The 17,697-nt window shown below is 67.2% G+C and carries 13 protein-coding genes; 5 read left to right on the forward strand and 8 right to left on the reverse strand.

What is annotated here, in order from left to right:
- Nucleotides 1–19: 19 nt before the first annotated feature.
- The 5 genes from DB31_RS19355 to DB31_RS49965 all read right to left on the reverse strand — a co-directional run bounded on the left by DB31_RS19355 (nucleotide 20) and on the right by DB31_RS49965 (nucleotide 5,319).
- Nucleotides 20–922: a type VI immunity family protein gene (locus DB31_RS19355; RefSeq protein WP_083968448.1), complete on the reverse strand. Its 903-nt coding sequence runs from the start codon at nucleotides 920–922 to the stop codon at nucleotides 20–22.
- Nucleotides 919–1,731: a hypothetical protein gene (locus DB31_RS19360; protein WP_157232060.1), complete on the reverse strand. Its 813-nt coding sequence runs from the start codon at nucleotides 1,729–1,731 to the stop codon at nucleotides 919–921. Before DB31_RS19360 ends, DB31_RS19355 begins: the two co-directional genes overlap by 4 nt.
- Before the next feature lie 16 nt (nucleotides 1,732–1,747).
- Nucleotides 1,748–2,560, reverse strand: a complete 813-nt coding sequence (locus tag DB31_RS19365; protein WP_044189668.1) for a hypothetical protein — start codon at nucleotides 2,558–2,560, stop codon at nucleotides 1,748–1,750.
- A 14-nt stretch (nucleotides 2,561–2,574) separates the two neighbouring features.
- A complete protein-coding gene (locus DB31_RS19370) occupies nucleotides 2,575–3,393 on the reverse strand; it encodes a hypothetical protein (protein ID WP_044189671.1) in 819 nt (272 codons plus the stop codon).
- 63 nt (nucleotides 3,394–3,456) lie between these two features.
- Nucleotides 3,457–5,319: a serine/threonine-protein kinase gene (locus DB31_RS49965; protein ID WP_044189673.1), complete on the reverse strand. Its 1,863-nt coding sequence runs from the start codon at nucleotides 5,317–5,319 to the stop codon at nucleotides 3,457–3,459.
- Nucleotides 5,320–5,519: 200 nt separating this feature from the next.
- Between DB31_RS49965 and DB31_RS19380 the strand changes: the two genes are divergently transcribed.
- On the forward strand, nucleotides 5,520–6,845 hold the full coding sequence (locus tag DB31_RS19380) for a sensor histidine kinase (protein WP_083968450.1): 1,326 nt from the start codon (nucleotides 5,520–5,522) through the stop codon (nucleotides 6,843–6,845).
- A gap of 11 nt (nucleotides 6,846–6,856) precedes the next feature.
- On the opposite strand, the gene DB31_RS44925 is transcribed toward DB31_RS19380, so the two are convergent.
- Complete coding sequence (locus DB31_RS44925; RefSeq protein WP_169787073.1) at nucleotides 6,857–7,843, reverse strand: L,D-transpeptidase family protein; 987 nt, start codon at nucleotides 7,841–7,843, stop codon at nucleotides 6,857–6,859.
- A 107-nt stretch (nucleotides 7,844–7,950) separates the two neighbouring features.
- Here DB31_RS44925 and DB31_RS19390 point away from each other — a divergent pair, with 107 nt between their 5' ends.
- The 4 genes from DB31_RS19390 to yddG all read left to right on the forward strand — a co-directional run bounded on the left by DB31_RS19390 (nucleotide 7,951) and on the right by yddG (nucleotide 11,673).
- Nucleotides 7,951–8,736, forward strand: a complete 786-nt coding sequence (locus DB31_RS19390) for an arginyltransferase (protein ID WP_044189675.1) — start codon at nucleotides 7,951–7,953, stop codon at nucleotides 8,734–8,736.
- A 9-nt stretch (nucleotides 8,737–8,745) separates the two neighbouring features.
- The gene (locus DB31_RS19395) at nucleotides 8,746–9,267 is read left to right on the forward strand and encodes a gamma-glutamylcyclotransferase (RefSeq protein WP_044189678.1); all 522 of its coding nucleotides are present in this window, start codon (nucleotides 8,746–8,748) and stop codon (nucleotides 9,265–9,267) included.
- A 113-nt stretch (nucleotides 9,268–9,380) separates the two neighbouring features.
- Complete coding sequence (locus DB31_RS19400) at nucleotides 9,381–10,736, forward strand: DNA/RNA non-specific endonuclease (RefSeq protein ID WP_083968454.1); 1,356 nt, start codon at nucleotides 9,381–9,383, stop codon at nucleotides 10,734–10,736.
- A gap of 37 nt (nucleotides 10,737–10,773) precedes the next feature.
- Nucleotides 10,774–11,673: an aromatic amino acid exporter YddG gene (gene yddG, locus DB31_RS19405; RefSeq protein WP_044189680.1), complete on the forward strand. Its 900-nt coding sequence runs from the start codon at nucleotides 10,774–10,776 to the stop codon at nucleotides 11,671–11,673.
- On the opposite strand, the gene DB31_RS19410 is transcribed toward yddG, so the two are convergent.
- Together DB31_RS19410 and DB31_RS51435 are read right to left on the reverse strand one after the other, a co-directional pair.
- Nucleotides 11,657–12,697 carry an Rpn family recombination-promoting nuclease/putative transposase gene (locus DB31_RS19410; protein WP_075306050.1) on the reverse strand — a complete coding sequence of 347 codons (1,041 nt, stop codon included), beginning with the start codon at nucleotides 12,695–12,697 and terminating at the stop codon, nucleotides 11,657–11,659. The genes yddG and DB31_RS19410 overlap by 17 nt on opposite strands.
- A gap of 250 nt (nucleotides 12,698–12,947) precedes the next feature.
- Nucleotides 12,948–17,690, reverse strand: coding sequence for a metallophosphoesterase (locus DB31_RS51435; protein WP_338034307.1), 4,743 nt, complete (start codon nucleotides 17,688–17,690; stop codon nucleotides 12,948–12,950).
- Nucleotides 17,691–17,697 lie beyond the last annotated feature (7 nt).

The raw sequence follows: 17,697 nt of genomic DNA on the forward strand, positions 1-17,697 counted from the left end.
GCAGGGGAGGGGCGCCGGTTCAATCCAGGAACCGGCGCTCCCAGCGCTGCCAGATGTCTTGGGGGAAGTAGTACCCGCCGCCCGAGTGGTACAGCCAGGGCTCCAGCACACGCGCCAGCTCCCGGTACTCGGGGAGGTTGTGGCCGGCCTCGGTGTCGCCCGCCTCCGGCCATGTGCCCAGGGTGATGACGGCCCGGTCTCCCTCCAGTGGCTCGACAGTGGTGCCGGGGGAGGAGAGGCGGGCGCGCAGCCCCTCGACACCGCCGAGCTCGCCGAGCACGGGTTGGCCGAGGAAGGTCAGCCACGAGGGTCCCTTCACCCGTCCGTTGAGCCCCTCGGCGATGGATTCCACGTCACCGATGTCCATGCCGGGGTAGCGCAGACAGAAGCGGCTGAGGGCTTCTTCCGTTTCCCGATAGCCCAGGATGGAGTTGAAGAAGAGGCCGGCATGGCCTGAGTCGTAGGGGAGAGCAGCGGCAAGCTCCAGGGCGAGTTCACGCACGTGGCCAGGACCCTGCTCTTCGAGAAACTCGGTTGGGAAGCAGAAGCCCACCGACGATACCAAGGGAGGATTGGGCTCGAAGAGCTGACCCAGCGACTGGCAGGAATACGTGAAATGGAATGAAGGAGCGCCTGACGGGTCGTGCGTCAATTCATGGTGGGACCAGTTCGACGCTAGAAGATCGCGCCTGAAGGTTTGCCAAGACGTGGTGTCCAGATACCCCCAGTCCCCCTGGTGATCATTATACCAAGCCAGAGCCTGAGGCCCCACGGCGTGCAGGTATATCTCGAACGAGCGCATCACCTCCCGTGCGATCTCATACTTGGAGCGGCGCATATAGAAGCAGATCTTCAAACCATCACGAATGATCAGCGCGCCGTGGCTTGCGTGGACTCGAACGCGTGGATAGTGCAGGCTCATTTTTTGGGTCGCTGGATATCCCAGTGGGGTGCCACGCGGGCCGGTTTGACTCCAAAGGCTCTTTCGTAAGCTTGGCCCTGGGTGAGGTTTTCATAAGGATGCCCATTGCCGTATTCATTCCATTTGGGCGGGTTGGTTCCCGGACAAGGGAACTTCAGGTCGAGGACGTCCAGAACCTCAGCCGCATTGCCCGTGTGGATGACGATGTCTGGCTCGATCGTTCCCACCAGCCCCTTGCCTCCTGCGCGCAGCAGGGCCTCCACCTGACTCCGGCTGAGCGGTACCCACTTCCCGCTGCCCTCATTCAGACGATAGCGCTGCTCGAGGCTGAAGCCCCCTGGCCGTAGCTCCTGGAGCTTTTTCTGGATGCACTCCAGCGCGAGCTGGTGCTTCTCCCGGCCCAACTGCATGGCCCGTGTCACGGGCTCACCGCGCGCGTTCCGCCCCACCACCTCGGCGCATTGCTCTCGCGTAGGGCTGCCGCCGAAGTAACGCTCGTTGAGCTGGTAGTCCGCGTCCTTCACGCAGTCGAGGATGGCTTCCTCGACACGGGCCTGCTGCGCCTTGTCTTCCAGGTAGAAGGCCGCGGCCGCCGAGCCCAGCATGGCCCCGGCCTCGGCGACGCGCTGACGGGCCGCCAGCGCCTCCGCCTCTCTCCCTGCCGCACCCGGGCACTGCGCAGGGAAGCGGGCGCAGGCGCTGGTCTCCGAGTCCAGCGTCTGCCCGTACACCCGAGGCACTCCCCGCCGCTCCACCCCGGCGCATGCGCCGAGGAAGAGCACCCAGCCCAGCACCGGGAGCCTCTTCACGCGTCTCACTCGCGTGTCACTGGTCGTCGCACGGAGTGCCCAGCCGGGCCCCCGCGTACACTCCCAGCTCGTTGTAGATCATCGGCAGGTTCTCGGTGATGGGCACCACCTTCAGCTCCACCTTCTTCTTGGCGCCCTCGATCCACAGCGGCGACTGCGCGCGATCCACCAACAGACGCAAGTCCCCCTTCTTCGTCGAGAAGATCTGTCCCTCCGAGTCCGAGACGATGTCCTTCATCTCCTGACGCTTCAGGCTCCCCTTCGGCCCCACGTGCACCCGGAAGCTCTTCTCATCCTCCGGCTGGAAGCCCTTCTCCACCAGGTAGTAGTTGCCCTTCGTGTCACGCAGCAGTGCGTACGGCTCGTACTGCTGCGGGTTCTTCTCGTACTTCGCCGCCGTGACGAGCTTCTGCGCCTGCTCCGGCTCCATCACCGTCCACGGCGTGCTCCGCTCGCCGCACCGCACCGCGCACGTCTTCTTCTCCGCGTCCACCTCCACCTCCGAGAACACCCGCCAATCAATCCCGCGGAAGTTCGGGTTCGCCGTCTTGGCGAAGAAGCGCGGCTCCAAGAAGTGCGTCCCCGAGGCACCAAACGGCGGCGGCGCCACCTGCACGAACGCCTTCCCGTCTCCGTAGAACAGCTGCTTGCCCTTCTGCTCCTCCGGCGCCACCACCACGTAGTGGCCCTTGCCGTCCGTGCAGACCGTTGTCTGCTCCAGGATGAGCAGCTCTCCCAGCTTCTCGCCCTTGCCCCATGGGGGCTCGATTCCCCACGAGGTCCCCGAGAGCAAGGCCACGGCCGCGGCGATGAGTCGTCGAGTGTTCATGTGCATGGCTCCGGCTACAGGTTCTCTTTGAAGAACTTCGTGGCGTACTCTTCCTGGTTCGAAGCGTCCTGCTGCGTGGTGAAGCTCACCGCGCTCCCGTTCAGCTCCAGCTTCATCTCCGGGCCGAACTGGCAGCGGTACTGCTTCACCTTCGCCGAGATGACCCGCTTGCCCACCGGCGTGCCGCACAGCTTGCCCAGCGACTCCAGCGGGTTCCCGCAGTACGACGCGATGCTGTAGCGCTTGATGATGTCGTCCGTGACGCTCTTCCAGTCGATGGTGGCCGTCACTTGCGTGCCGCAGGCCTCGTTCATCTCCTTGAGGGCCTTCGTGAAGCCCTCCTGCTGGCCGGCCTCGCGCTCTGGGCGGTTGAACGCCGCCAGCTTCGCCAGCGTGCCGTCCTTCTTCAGCTTCTCGTACTGCCCATAGGCGTCCTCCCCCTTGAGCGCCTGCGTGCGCTTCTCGTCGAACGACACGATGATGGCCTTGCGGCGGCCCGGCACCCACACCTCGTACTTCTTCGAGCCGTAGGCCTCCCGCATGATCAGCGTGTAGAAGTCCTCGCCCTTGTACTGGGTGATGTAGTCCACGCCCCTGTTCTGCTCGTGGACCACGTGGAGCATCGACTTGCCGTCGAACTCGCTGTCCGTGCCCTGCACCGAGAGCAGCACTTGCTTCTCGCCCTTGGGGCCCGCGGTGGTGAGCGGGATGACTGCCACCACCTCGCCCTCGGAGCCCGAGTACACCTTGCCGGTTCCCACCGGCGCAGCCGCCAGCACGGGCGTGCCCGACAGCACGCCCACGGCGATGACCGTTGCCAGGATGCTTCTCATGTTGTGTCCCCCTCCCTGTGGGGACGAGGGCGCCTGCTTCTCAGGTGCCCGCAGCCTTCCGTGTTAGTTCTCGTACTTCCTGCAGTAGGCCGTCAGCTTGCGCTGGCCGTCCGCGGACAGCTGGCGCCGCTGCGCGTTCACGTTGCCTACATCATGGCGCTGACAGTAGACGCGGCCCATCACGAGGAGCGCGGCCTCGGTCTTCTGCGTCCGAAGGGTCCGCTGGGCGATCCGCAGCGCGTCATCCAGCTGCCCGGCGCTCAGCGCCTGCTCTGCCTTGTCCAGCTCCTCGCGCAGCTCTGGAGGAATGTTCTCGGCCTTCCCCGGACGCGCCGTGGGCTTCGTGGTCCCGGTGGCCGTGGCAGGAGGAGTCGTGACCGGAGGAGCCGTGTCCGATGTGGCCATGCCAGGCGGAGTCGTGGCGGGCGGAGTCGTCGCCGGAGGAGCCGTGGGAGCGGGCGGGGTGGGCTCCGCCACCACGGGAGGCTTCACCTCGGGCGGCGGAGTCTCAGCCACTGGGGTGGGCGGGGGCGTGTCCGGTGTGGAGGGCTTGAAGACCTTGCCTCCCACCACGGCGAGGATGCCCACCAGCACCACGCCCGCGACCGCCGCCGGGATCAGCGGGAACTTCGAGCGGCCTGCGGGCGCGCTCGCGGGGGCGGGCGTGGGTACCGGCTGAGGCTGAGCCTGCGGCGCAGGCGTGGGAGCCGCGGGCTGGACGGCGGCAGCGCCCACCGCGGGCAGCTCCATGTCCGTCGGGCGGCGCGAGACGCTCATCGAGGGCGGAGAGGCCGGAGCGACTTGTTGGGCCGCGGGCTGCGGCGTGGCCATCCGGAACGCTTCCAGGGTCGAGCCCTTCTCGAGGCTTGGATCTGGCGTGGCCAAGGCCGCCGCTGCCGCCGGTGGGAGCGCGCCCACCTGGCCCGTGCCGTCCAGGCGCGAGGGGACGAAGGTGGCGTCCGTGGCGTTCTCGTCCAAGGACGGCTCACTCTGGCGCGCCGCTCCGCGCGGCGGCATGGGCGTGGGGTCCGGCCCCAGCCCCGCGAGGCTCTGCAGCGCCGTCCCCGTCAGCTCGGCGATGAAGGTGGCGACGTCCTGGTACCGGTCCTTCGGTTGCTTGGCGAGCGCCCGGTCCACCGCCGCCACCGCCCGGCCTGGCAGGTCCGGCACGCGCGAGGCCAGCGACTCGGGCTGCTCGTGCACCACGCGGTAGACCACTTCGGCGATGGTGCCGCCCGCGAACGGCGAGTCCCCGCACAGCATCTCGTAGACGATGCAGCCGAAGGCGAAGATGTCCGAGCGCGCATCCACCTCGCGGTTGCGGCCCATGGCCTGCTCGGGCGCCATGTACCGGGGCGTGCCCATCAGCACGTCCTCTTGCGTCTGCAGCGTCTGCGAGCCCATCAACTTCGAGATGCCGAAGTCCAGCAGCTTCACCCGCTCGACGATCATGCCCTCGGAGTCCGTGGGCACCAGGTGCACGTTGGCGGGCTTCAAGTCGCGGTGCACCACGCCCGCGCGGTGCGCCGCCTGCAGCGCCGAGCCCATCTGCCGGGCAATCGAGAACGCCTCGCGCAGGGACATCCGGCCCTTGCGGAGCCGGTGCGCCAGGCTCTCGCCGCGCAGGTACTCCATCACCAGGTACGGCGTGCCGTCCTCCAGGCTGTGGAAGTCCACCACCTCGACGATGTTGGGATGCCCCAGCTGTGAGGCGATCTCCGCCTCGCGGCGGAAGCGCGCGTACTGCTCCTCGGTCAAGTCATCGCTGTGGAGCAGCACCTTCACCGCCACCTGCTTGCCGGGCAGCCGCAGGTGCCGCGCCAGGAAGACGGAGCCCATGCCCCCCTTCCCAAGCAGCGAGGTGAGTTCGTACGTGTCGCGCAGGATGGTGCCGACCTTGATGTCGGCTTTGGCGGAGTGGCTCATGGGGGAGGGGAGAACACCGAGAAGGCTCACTTAAACCGCTTCCCCCGTGATGTGCCAGACCCCTTCCACACGGACGAAAGGTGTCCCGGTCGTGGTTTTCCCCAGGAGTCGCCGGCCCACTATACTTCAAAAATTATGGTGAGGGTGGCTGAGCGGCGCGCTCGTGCTGAGGCCGCCCGAGGTAGGTTCGGAGCAAGTCCATGAGTACTTCACCGGAGGTCCAGCCCCGGGTGGTGGACCCCGAGCAGCTCCTGAGAAGGCTTCATCCCCTGCAGATGAAGGGAGGGCTGGTGCTCTCCCTGTCGGTCACGTTCCAGTATCTGGGGCAGTGGGACGTGTTCGGCTTTGTCTTCGTGGCGTCCGTGGTGCGCTTCACCGCCAACGGCCTGCTGGCGCGGTTTGGCGTCCAGCGGTGGGGCCCGAGCGTGACGGAGTGGATCCGGCTGGGGGTGAACGCGGGCACCCTGGTGGCGATCGGGCTGTGGGCCGGGTGGAGCCTGCTGCTGTGGATCTATGTCCCCTTCATCCTGCTGTGGCTCCATGGGCTGGATCGGTGGGGGTGGGTCCGCGCGGTGTTGCTCATGGCCGTCATGGATGGAGCGGCCCTGTGGAGCGGGTGTGATCCGTACCAGCCCCTGGCCTTCAGCATCATTGGCGTGCTGGGCTTCCTGCTGAGTGCGAAGCGGGCGGAGCTGTTGCAGCAGACGCTGGAGGAGGTCATCGCGCGGCGCGAGCAGCTCGCGCGGGCGCAGGACCAGCTTCGGGTGATGCACGAGCGGGCCCTCCAGCAGGAGAAGCTCTCCAGCCTGGGCATGATGGCCGCGGGGGTGGCCCATGAGATCAACAACCCGATGGCCTTCGTCACCAGCAACGTCAGCTCGCTCTACAAGGAGCTGCAGCTTCAGCCGGTGCTGGCCGAGCCGCTGAAGGAGTACGTGGACGAGGTGCTGCCGGAGACGCTGGATGGCATCAAGCGGGTGAACGCCATCGTGTCGGACCTGAGGCACTTTGCCCGGGGAGACCCCGAGATTCCGGCCGAGTATGACTTGAACGCCGAGGCGCAGACGGCGCTGCGCCTCGCGCACAGGGAGCTGAGCCACTGCGAGGTGCAGGTGGCGCTGGGAGAGGTGGGGACGGTGGTGGGCCGGCCCCGGCAGATTGGCCAGGCGCTGCTGAACCTGCTGGTCAACGCGGGACAGGCCACGCCGCCCGGGGGCACGGTCCGGCTGTCCACGCGCCGCGAGGGGGAGGAGGTGCGGGTGGAGATCCGCGACACGGGAACAGGGATGTCGCCGGAGACGCGGCGCCGCCTGTTCGAGCCGTTCTTCACCACCAAGCCTCCGGGGAAGGGCATGGGGCTGGGGCTCGCGGTGGCCCATGGCATCGTCACCGCGCAGGGCGGGCACATCGAGGTGGAGAGTGAGCTGGGCAAGGGCTCCTGCTTCACCTTGCGCCTTCCCCGGGTGGCCTTCTCTGCCTCCGCGAGCCTTCGCGAGGAGCGGGGGCAGAGGGGAGCAAGCGCGTAGCCGCGCCTCGCTCAGAAGAGGATGACCATCGCGCCCTCGGGCACCTGGTCGAAGAGGCGAGCGATGTCCGGGTTGTGCAGGACGATGCAGCCCCAGGAGAGCCGGCCGCCTGTCTCCTCGAGCGACCACTCGCCTGCCCACCCGTGGAAGCCGATGCCGCTGCCCAGCCGCGTCGAGGCGTCCGTCGCCTTGCGCTCCTCCCAGGCCTGGGCGATCCGGTTCCGCGCCTCGCGGGTGATGAGGCCCTGGGTCAGCCCTCGCTCCGCGTCATACGCGTTGGGGTAGTTCACCCGGATCCAGTGGCCGCCGTAGTAGGCCTCGTAGGCTCCGCTGAAGCGGCCCCGGTGCTTCTGCACCACGAAGTACATGCCCGAGGGCGTGCGGTTGTCTCCGCGCACTTGCTTGCGGCCCTCGGCCTGCCCGAAGCCCACTTCCACGCGGGACACCTCGCGGCCTCGCTCGTACAGCCGCAGCTCGTTGCTCGCCTGGGAGACGAGCAGCAGCACCGGCTCCTTCCCGGGCAGCGGCAGGCGGGCTCGGGCTTCGGTGAAGCTCCGGGCCTCGGCGGCCGAGAGACGTTTCTCGGCATGCAGTGACACCGCGAGGCGCCCCTTCGTGCCCACCCGGCCCAGGGGCTGCCCGCGCGTCACCGAGGCGCCGGCGCGCAGTGTCACGCCCTCCAGCTCCGCGTACTCCGAGCGGACATGCCGCAGCTCGTGGTTCTCGTAATAGAAGTGATCCAGCGTGAGCGAGCGGCCCTCCGCGCCCACCTCCGCCACACGCCCGTGCGCCAGGGCACGCACCTCGCTCCCGGCTGGAGAGCGCGAGGCGCCAGGCAGGGGCTCGAAGCCATCCGCGGGAGGCGCGGGCGGGCGGAGGTACGCCTCGAAAGCGTCCACGGCGGACGCTTCGGCGGCCTGGGCTGGCGGGGAGAGGACAGTCCACCCCACCAGCAGCACCCCGAGGCAGCGAGAGACAGGTGATGAGCTGAGTTGCACGCGAGGTGGACACCCGAGCCGTGTGTGCTGTTCCCGCTTCATTGCCCGCCGAGCAACCGGTGGGTGCTTGACAAGGAGCATCCCCACCCTGAATCAATGGGGTACCCATGCCGCCGAAGATCGTCCACCACGACACGGAGCCGCCCGGACCGTGCAGCTACCTGCCCGACCAGCAGGCCTCGCTCGAGCAGATGGTGATGATGGACGTGTCGCCCGAGGAGTTCGAGGCGATGCTCTCGCGCGGGTGGCGCCGCTTCGGCCCGGTGTACTTCCGGCCCGCGTGCCAGGCGTGCTCCGAGTGCGTCACCCTGCGCATTCCCACCGCCACCTTCCGGCCCAACCGCAGCCAGCGCCGCGCCCGCGCCGCCTGCTCCCACTTCCGCGTGGAGGTGGGCATCCCCAAGGTGGATCCCGAGCGGCTGGCGCTCTACCACGCGTGGCACGGCTGGCGGGAGGAGGCCCGGGACTGGCCCGCCTCGGAGCTGACGGCCCGCGAGTACTTCCTCCAGTTCGCCTTCCCCCACCCGTGCGCGCGCGAGGTGGCCTGGTATGACGACGAGGCCGAGGGCGGCCCGAAGCTCATTGCCGTGGGCCTGTGCGACGAGACGGCGGACTCGTGGAGCGCGGCGTACTTCTTCTATCACCCGGCCTACGCGGAGTACTCGCTGGGCACCGCCAACATCGTGAAGCAGGTGGAGCTCGCCCACGAGCGTGGCCTGCCGCACATGTACCTGGGCTATCGCGTGAGGGGCTGCGCCTCGCTGCGCTACAAGGGCATGTTCCGTCCGCACGAGCTGCTGGAGGGCCGCCCCGGTCCGGAGGAGACGGCGCGCTGGCAGACCATCACCGAGCCGGATGCTCCTCCGGCCCCGAGAGGCAAGGGCGAGGAGTAGACTGAGGCCATGTCCGGCCCTCCTCCGCTGCCCTGGTTCGCCTTCGCGCTCTCGCTCTCGCCGGATGTGGCGCGCGAGCGGCTCCGGAACCTGCCCGTCCTCCCGCTGCCGGATGGGGAGCTGGCCGAGGCGCTGGATGTGGACCTCCTTTATGACGCGCAGGCCGCGGAGTGGGGCGGGCGGGTGGCGCGGCTGGTGGATGCGCCGGGCCGCAAGGTGCTGGGGCTGCTGCGGCGCATGCCCGCGCATACCTGGACGGTGGTGGCGCGGCTGGAGTCGGCGCTGGCGCAGGCGGCCGAGGAGCGCATGGTGCGGGTGCGCACGGCCTCCGGGGCTACGCTCTCCGCGCGAGCCTTCACGCCACCGGCTCCGGGGCAGGCTCCGCAGGGCGTGGTGAGTGTGGCCTTCCTCGAGGCCCATGCCCGGGCCGCCGAGCGCGCCTTCCTCCCTGCCGCCTATGTGGAGCGGCTCCAGGCCGAGGCGCGCATCGTCCAGACCGTTCAGCGGGCCCAGGCGGACCGCATCCGCTAAGTCCCTGTCTTTACAGGTGAGCCTACATGTGAGGAAACTTCTCACGAGTTAAGAGCGATAACTCTTTACCTTCCTTCCTCCCCTTTGGAAGGGCGCCTCAGGAGGCCCGCCCGATGCAGATTCCCCCGAAGAGCGCTGCGCCTTCGCTCGTGGCGTCCATTACGCCGGGGACGAGCGTGTCCGGCACGTCCTGGCAGCGCTCCACGGCGCGCGAGGTGCCCATCTCCGAGCTGCAGCAGAAGTTCGGTTGGAAGGAGGGGAGCTGGCAGGCGGATCTGCTGAAGGCGGCGGACGCGGCGAGCCCCACGAGCTCGCGCCGGGACAACGGCAGCGTGTCGGCGGCGGAGGTGGACCGCTACCTGCAGAACCCGGGGGACGCGCGCTTCCTGACGTCCACGGCGCTGCAGCAGGAGCGCAAGGCGCTGGAGCAGAAGCTGGCGGGCGGTGCGAATTCGCTGGCGGTGGATGCGTTCGACAGTGACTGGCAGGACGCGGTGGCGCGCCGGGCGGACCTGAGCGGGGACGGGAAGGTGTCGCGCACGGAGCTGGACTCCTTCTTCACCGAGGTGAAGGCCGGCAAGGTGCAGGACGTGCAGTGGGTGCCGGATCAGAAGAGCGCGATGTTCGAGAGCAAGGTGGCCGAGAGCGCGGGAGAGGTGGATCCGCTGCGGCCGCCCGGCTCGGAGGGCCGCGGCCGGGAGCTGCTGAAGGAGTACATGCGCGTCTCGCTGGACGAGGCGAAGAACGTGCCCTCGTTCGTGAGCCACATGCTGTCGGCGGCGGACCTGGAGGAGCGGCCGCTCGACGTGGACCGGGACAAGAGCCAGTTCGAGGCGGACCCCGAGCTGGGCTCGAGCGGGGTGAAGGGCACGGACTACCGGGGCTCGGGGTTCGATCGCGGGCACATGAAGCCGGCGGCGGACTCGCCGGATCAGGCGGCGATGGACGAGAGCCACCTGATGAGCAACATGGCGCCGCAGTACCCGAACGTGAACCAGCAGTCGTGGGCGACGCTGGAGGACGCGGTGCGGGACTTGGTGAGCACCACCGGCGGCAAGGCGTACGTGATGACGGGCAACCTGTACCTGGATGCGCAGGGCAAGTCGCTGCCGCCCGAGGCGCTCCAGACGATTGGCAACGAGGCGCGCCGCATCGCCGTGCCGACGCACAACTTCAAGACGGTGTTGCTGGAGCTGCCCAACGGCAACCTGAGCATGTTCGCGTACATGGTGCCCAACGTGAAGGACGCGCCGAAGGGGACGGACAACATCGCTCGCTTCCTGGAGAGCTCGCGCACGTCGGTGGACCGGATTGAAGAGCTCCTGGGGGAGGATTTGTACGCGCAGCTGCCTGAGTCCGTGCAGGCGAAGCTGGAGGCGGACAGCTCGGCGAAGCTGGCCTTCCGCGAGGCCAGCCAGTACCAGTCGGCCTCGCTGCTGCGGATGCGGGAGGCCGATACCCAGGCGTAGCGGCGCTCCGTGCACCGTATATAAGGAGGGGCGCGTCATGGCCCTCTCCTCTGCTGCTTCCACGGCTCGCGCCACGGCGATTGGCGCGGTGGCCATTCTGCTCTGGGCGTGCCTGGCGTTCCTGACGACGGGGACGGGGGACATTCCTCCGTTCGAGATTGTGGCGATCTCGTTCGCCATCGCGTTCCTGCTGTGCGTGGGCAAGTGGGTGCTGTTCCGCGAGGACATTGCCGGCCACCTGCGCCAGCCGGCCGCAGTGTGGGGCATGGGGGTGGGTGGGCTGTTCGGCTACCACTTCTTCTACTTCCTGGCGCTGAAGACGGCGCCACCGGTGGAGGCGAACCTCATCAACTACCTGTGGCCGCTGCTCATCGTGCTGTTCTCGGCGCTGCTGCCGGGCGAGCGCCTGCGGTGGTGGCACATCGCTGGGGTGGTGCTGGGGCTGTGCGGCTCGTTGTTGCTGGTGACGGGCGGGGGACGCGTGGCGTTCCGGGCGGAGTACGCGGCGGGGTATGCCTCGGCGCTCGCGTGCGCGGTGACGTGGGGGGCGTACTCGGTGCTGTCGCGCCGCTTTGGGGCGGTGCCCACGGACACGGTGGGAGGCTTCTGTGGGGCGACGGCGGTGCTCGCGGCGCTGTGTCACGGGGTGTTCGAGCGCACGGTGTGGCCGAGCCCGGCGGAGTGGGGCGTGTTGCTGCTCATGGGCGTGGGGCCCACGGGCTTGGCGTTCTTCGTCTGGGATGTGGGGATGAAGCGGGGGAACATCAAGGCGCTGGGCGGGCTCTCTTACGCCACGCCGCTGCTCTCCACGCTGCTGCTCATCCTGGCGGGAAGGGCGAGCCCGAGTGTGGAGCTGGCCCTGGCCTGTCTGTTCATCGTCGGCGGCGCGGTGCTCGCCTCGCGGGACTTGTGGGCGCGGACTACCCGCTCAACATGACTTCGGAGAGGGTCGTGGCCTTCAGGGCGCGATCGAACCACTGATCGAGCGTGTCCAGGTCTGTGCACGACAGGATGCGCTGGCGATCCGCATCGAGCACGGGGATGCCACGGGCAGCCAGGATCTTGAGGACGCTGTGGGCCCGTTCGAGCGCCTGGCCTTCCGCCCGCCCTTCCGCTCGCCCTTCCGCTCGCCCTTTATCCAGGCCCTCCACCAAGCCTCGGGCGTGTCCCTTCTCCATGAGCATTTCCGCGATGGTGCGCACCTGCTCCTCCTTGCTGTGCTCACTGGCCACTGAATTTAACACGCGCCACAGCGCTTCGTAGGCAGCGTCCCGGCCTACGTAAAACAGGTAATGCACCACGGCGTGTAGCTGCTCCACACCTTGCGGAGAATCCAGCAATTCGGCCAGCAACGGTCTCCACCGGTCCAACAACACGGCGACGTGTTCGGAGCGGCCGAAGCGCAGCAGCAGCAGCGCTAGTGGCACCAGGGGTGGACCCGCCCGAGCCCTGAGCACCTCCTCTCGCTCCGCTGTCAGGTCGTCCACCAGATACTCCAAGCGTGGCACCAGCACCTGCCATCGCTCCGCACCTTCTTTCGGAAGATGGAACAGCTCCTCCATCCTTCGGGGCGCCGTCCAGCCACTCTCCGGCCCGTGATACAGCACTACGGGAATCACCACGGGCAGCGCTTCGCTGTCCGGGTGCCGTTGAAGCCAGTGCTCCAGCTGGCGCACCACGTAGCGCAGCATTCGGAAGGCCATCCATCGGTCTACCGAGGACTGGTGCTCCAGCAGGAAGTAGAGCAGCACGGGCTGCCCGCAATGGAGCCGGGCCGAGAACAGCAAGTCGCTCTGGCTCTCACGCAGCTTGGGGTCCACCACGGTCCCCGACTCATGCTGGAGCGTAGACCAGTCCACCCGGGCAGCCACTTCGGGTGGCAACACGGCTCTCAGCTCCGCCGCTGCCCGCTCGGGGTGACTGAAGGTGTAGCGCGCGAACAAGTCATGAGGCCCCGGCATTGCCAGCGCGGTACAGCATGTCGCGTGCCAACACGGCGGGACTGAGGGGCACGGACTAAACGCCCGTGGTTCCTCGGACAGACGAGAGGACCGAGGGCCTGTCCTCGCGCCACAATTCTCGCGCGGTGGACGGTGAGTCCGGCGAGGGAGACGCTGAACTCCTTGTCGGCGCCACCCTCCGGGAAGGTTCTGGCTAAACCTGTCCGACAAGTAGACCGGTTCAGCGGAGTCCCGCAGGGACGGCGGCGGCTCAGGGCAGCGTCACCTCGTAGTACGTGCGTTTCTCTCCGGGTCGCTCACCCGGCCAGACCGCCCAGCCTTCCCAGGCGCCGCCCTGCTTGCGCAGGCACCGTGTGTGGACGCGCATGCGCTTCAGGTCGCGCTGAACCTCCAGCAGGTTGAACAGGCGCGGAACGGACTCGGGACGGTGGTGGGTGGGAGCACCGAAGCTCCCTGCGCCCACGACATGGAGCCGCCGTCCCGGATGCAGGTAATTCACCAGGTCGGCTCGATCCTCGTGCACGTGTCCGTGGAGACAGGCGCGGATGTCCGCCTGCAGCAACCGGCCCATGAAAGAGTCCGCCTGGATCTTCTCGTTGCCCGTGATGGGGTGGTGCCACACCGCGATTCGCAGCACCTGGGCGTCCTCCTGAAGCTCACCCCGCTTCCGTGCTCCGGCCAGCTCGAGGTGGGCGGCCTCGAGGCCACGGGAGAGGGCCCGCTCGGAGATGCTGGAGCGCTCGGTGAAGTACTCGTCGATCTCCCAGGCCGAGTTCATGGCCAGGAACTGGATGCGCGACTCGCTGAAGAAGAAGGAGAGGCACTGCTCCTCGGACGCCAGCGGGTACGGCCGCTGCATGAGCGGGTGGTAGAAGTGCTGGGAGAAGTTCTTGAAGCGCTCCGGATACTTCGCCTCGTCCCGCAGGTAGTACCCGTCACCGTCCTCCTTGTACGTGCCCGGCACGAGCGCGCGGGCGTCCACCTGGCGCTTCTTCTTCCGGGTGTACACCTCCGTGTCCCAGTCCAGGTCGTGATTGCCCGGCACGAGGATGCAGCGCTCGGACGTGAGACCGAACCGCTCGATGAGCGAGGACACGAACTCGCGCGCCTTCTCGAACTCCTGGGGTGAGGCCCTGTTGGTGAGGTCTCCCGAGATGACCAAATAGTCCAGCCTGTCCACCCCGAGCCCGTCGTACCGGTCCTTCAGGTCCGCATCCAGCGGCTGGAGCAGGCTCAAGGGATCCTGCGTGGCGCCCACATGGAGATCGCTCAGGTGGAGGATGCGCAGCGGGGTGTCAGCGGAGGTTTTCACGGTCTTGGCCTCGGTGATGCTCACCCTCGTCTCGGTGATGTTTTGGGAGCGCTGCTCTTGAATGTCGGTGCGCAGCGCTCGGACCTGCTGGTGCAGCTCGGGGTTGCGCTCGCGTGCCTGTTGGGCGCCCAGCGTCAGCGGTGTCCGGCGATCGCACACGGGGCATCCAATGTCCGAGTGGCCCACGTGGAGCCGCTCCCGGACGACGTCCTCGGCGAACACCCGGCCACACGTGCAGGTGATACTCAGCCGCTCCAGCAGCTCCACCCCCTGCTCGCGCAGGTGCTCCTCGATGATGTTCACGAACAGCGCGCGGGTGGTGGTGGGCGTCTCCGGATCGAAGTAGACGTCGAGCCGTGCGTGGCCACGAGCCCCCTGGCGGCCCTCACGCACTCGGCGGACGCCCGAGCTCTCCTGGCCTGCAAGGCTGAACTCGGCCCGGTCTTGCCACAGCCGCATGGGACCAAACCGGCGGCTCAGCGCGAGCGAGGTGACCAGCGAGGCGTAGATGTTGTCGATGGGGCCGGAGAAGTCGTAGTGCAGCGAGATGGCGTGCGGGAAGTCCTGGCCTGCCTCCTGCTGCGTCGGGCGGAAGAGCGAGGGGAAGATGAGCAGCCCCTCATGGCGCAAGCAGAGCCCGTGCTCGAGCAGCAGCTCGATGACGCAGTCGAGCACCAACAGCTCCTGGTCGCGAGGCAGGCGCTCCGCGGCGGCGAGGCGCGGGAACTTCATGGCTGGGGAGAGCACCTTGGCCACGTCGATGGCGGGCACTCCGTGGGGATTGTCTCGCGCGGCGAGGATGAGCGAGCCGGCGTAGCGCTCCACCTGCTCCACTTCGAGGACGAGGACGCGGGTGCCGTCGGCCAGCCGTGTGTCGGCGACACGCCCCTGACGGGCGAGCGGTCCCACGACGGAGCGGAGCACCTCCGGGTCGAAGTCGTTGCCCATCTCCCGCCGCAGCTCGGCCTCCAGCTGCGAGAAGGTGAGCACCACGTGCCGGGCTTCGCGCAGCTGCTGCAGGTGCTGGCGCATGCGCTGGAAGAGCTCCGGGCGACTGACCTGCTCGATGCTGTTCCAGTCGATGGCCTCGGCCAGCGCGGCCTTCAGCTCGGGGATGCCCTGGCCCGTCTTGGCACTGGTGGACAGATAGGAGGTGAACTGGCAGCGCTGCACCAGCCGCTCGATGGCGGGCAGATCCACCGGCGAGTCCAGGCTGTCCACCTTGCTGCCCACCAGGAGCTTGCGGATGTTCCGGGTGCCGGTGTGCGCCAGGAGGCGCTGGTTCCAGCCTTCGATTTCCTCCAGGGCCCGCTCGCCGCGTCCCGGCTCCATGACCATCACGGCAGCGGTCGAGTCCCGCAGGAAGAGCTGATGCACGAGCTGGTACTCGTTCTGTCCTCCCATGTCCCAGAGGATGAGCTCGCGCCGCGTCTGGGCGCTGGTGGGGTCCGAGCGCTGGGGCTCCGCCGGGAGGGACCAGAACCGCATCCCGTGGGTGGACTCCATCTCTTCGTAGCGATCCTGAGCCATGCGCAGCGCGAGGCTGCTCTTTCCCGCGCGCCCTTCCCCCACGAGCACCACCTTCGCGCTGACCTCGTGGACGGTGGCGGACGGAGGCTTGGCTCTCAAGAGAGTGTCCGCGTCGATGTCCCAGAGAAAAAGGCTGCGGAAGTCTGGTCCCACGGAGGCCAAGATGTTGCGCGTGGGAGAGAAAGCCACTCCCCGAGTCAGGAATTTCTTCGAGGAGGGGGACTGGAAGCGTGCCACTATCTCCCAGGTATCGGTGCGGAACAGGAGAATGTCTCCAGTCGTCGAATGGGAGGCGAGCAGGCGGCCATCTGCGGAGAACGAGACGGACAGCACCGAGGCTGTGTGGCCTTCCAATCGCGTCACTGTGCGGTCTTGCTCGGCATTCAAGACATGGATGCCGCCATCTGCCGTCGCTAGTGCCAAAAGCGGTGAGTGCGGCCTCCAAGTTAGGTCGAGCACCCCGAAGCCCTGCATTGAAGATGCAAGCGTGGGCACGAACCGGTTATCCACTTCGCTCAGCCGCCAGAGGATGAGACAGGACCCACCTTGGGCATTAATAAAGCCGCAGGCTAGGATGGGTGCATCGGGAGCCCAACCCAAGCAACTCACAGGCTCGAGCGGTGCTGGCCTTGTGAGTTCACCCAGGAACTTGCGGGTGGGCGTGTTCCAGATGCGCAGGTTTCCCTGCCCGACATCAGCGGCGAGCCAACCTAATGAAGAGCAGGCGAGTCTGTTCCCGTCACCGGCTGGGAGTAGCTCGACCTCGATGTCGCTGGGGGTCCCTTTCGTGTGCAAGAGCCGGAGAGCACGTTTGGAGCGCGAGAGAAGGGTTTCTCCGTCCGGCGTGAAGCAGAGGTCCGTAACGACGGTCGTGTGAGCAGATGCTATCCAGGAAGGGATCTGCTCTGCGAGGGGCCAGTACGCCAGATGCCCTTGTTCGCACCCAATTGCCAGCGCATCGCCGGATGGACTCCAGGCCAGCCGGCTTACGGTTTGGCGGCCCGTCCCCAGCACTTGGCGAAGCCGGATCCCCAATGGGAGCGGAGAGGGTTCTGGCATATCCTCCCGGATCCAGGGGGCCTGCGAGGAACTGTTCCTGGGAGACGGTACGTCTTCCGGAGGCGTGCGCGTCAACAGAGGGAACCAGAGTGGAGAATCCGTGCGGTTCTCACCAGTCAGCTCACTGGGATATTGGATCAGCGCAGCCAGGGGTATGGAAGTTGTGTCGGGCTCCCAGCTCCATTTAGCTTGGAGCGTGGTGAACAGTTCCTCCTGCGAGGAGAGGGGGCGGGAATGAAGCCGGAGCTTGGACTTGTAGATTTCTCCCACGGCGTATCCCCAAAAAAAAGTGTCGGCTCCTGTCTCCCCGAAGAGCGACAAAGCCTGCACTGCTCGAGCCCAGTGGGAGTATTGGGGAGGATCGGGCCAGGGTTCCCTCCACCCTGTTATGTCGAACCCACCGCACAGGTGCAGGAAAGGACGGCCTGAGGGGCCAAGTCTCTCGTGCAGGCGTGCGAGGGACTTGGATCTCAAGACTCCCGGTGGAGCATGCGTCAGCAGCAGGATCAGCTCATGCTGATGCGCCCAACGTTGGAGGTCGTGGCCAGTGGCAGCCTCCGCTTGCTCTACGTTGATTTCTCGCTGGCTCTCACTGCTGTCTGTACCAGGCTCGAAGACAGAGTTGAGACCGATAACGCCGATCTTCCATTCGCCCGCCTTCACTGTCGTAGAGAAGTCTCCGGGTAGGAAACCGTTCCGCAGCTGGATCAAAGGTGAGTGCAGGCGTTGCTGCTGGGAAGCCCACTCTGTGTAGGCTTGGAACGCGCCGCTGACGACGTGTGTGGAGGAAGGACTTACGGCATGGCTGAAGGTTTTGGGAAACTGAGAAGCAGTGGTGCGGAGGAACAGGCTCGAGGAAGCATCACGCGGCGCAAAGTCTGATTCCCCAGGGACCGCGAGTAGCAAGGGATTCGAACCCAGGCTTCGAAAGTAGTCCCACAAGGAGTTCAGCGTGGAATTCAATAGCGCGAACTCACGGGGGCTGCCCGTCTGCGTCAGATTCCCAGTGAGGAACACCACGTCCCAAGGCCCGGCTTGGTCGTGGAGCTTGCGCAGATCGGTTTCAAGGGCCTCGCGGAACTCGGGGCGCATCAGCCGC

Source organism: Hyalangium minutum (assembly GCF_000737315.1).
GTDB lineage: Bacteria > Myxococcota > Myxococcia > Myxococcales > Myxococcaceae > Hyalangium > Hyalangium minutum.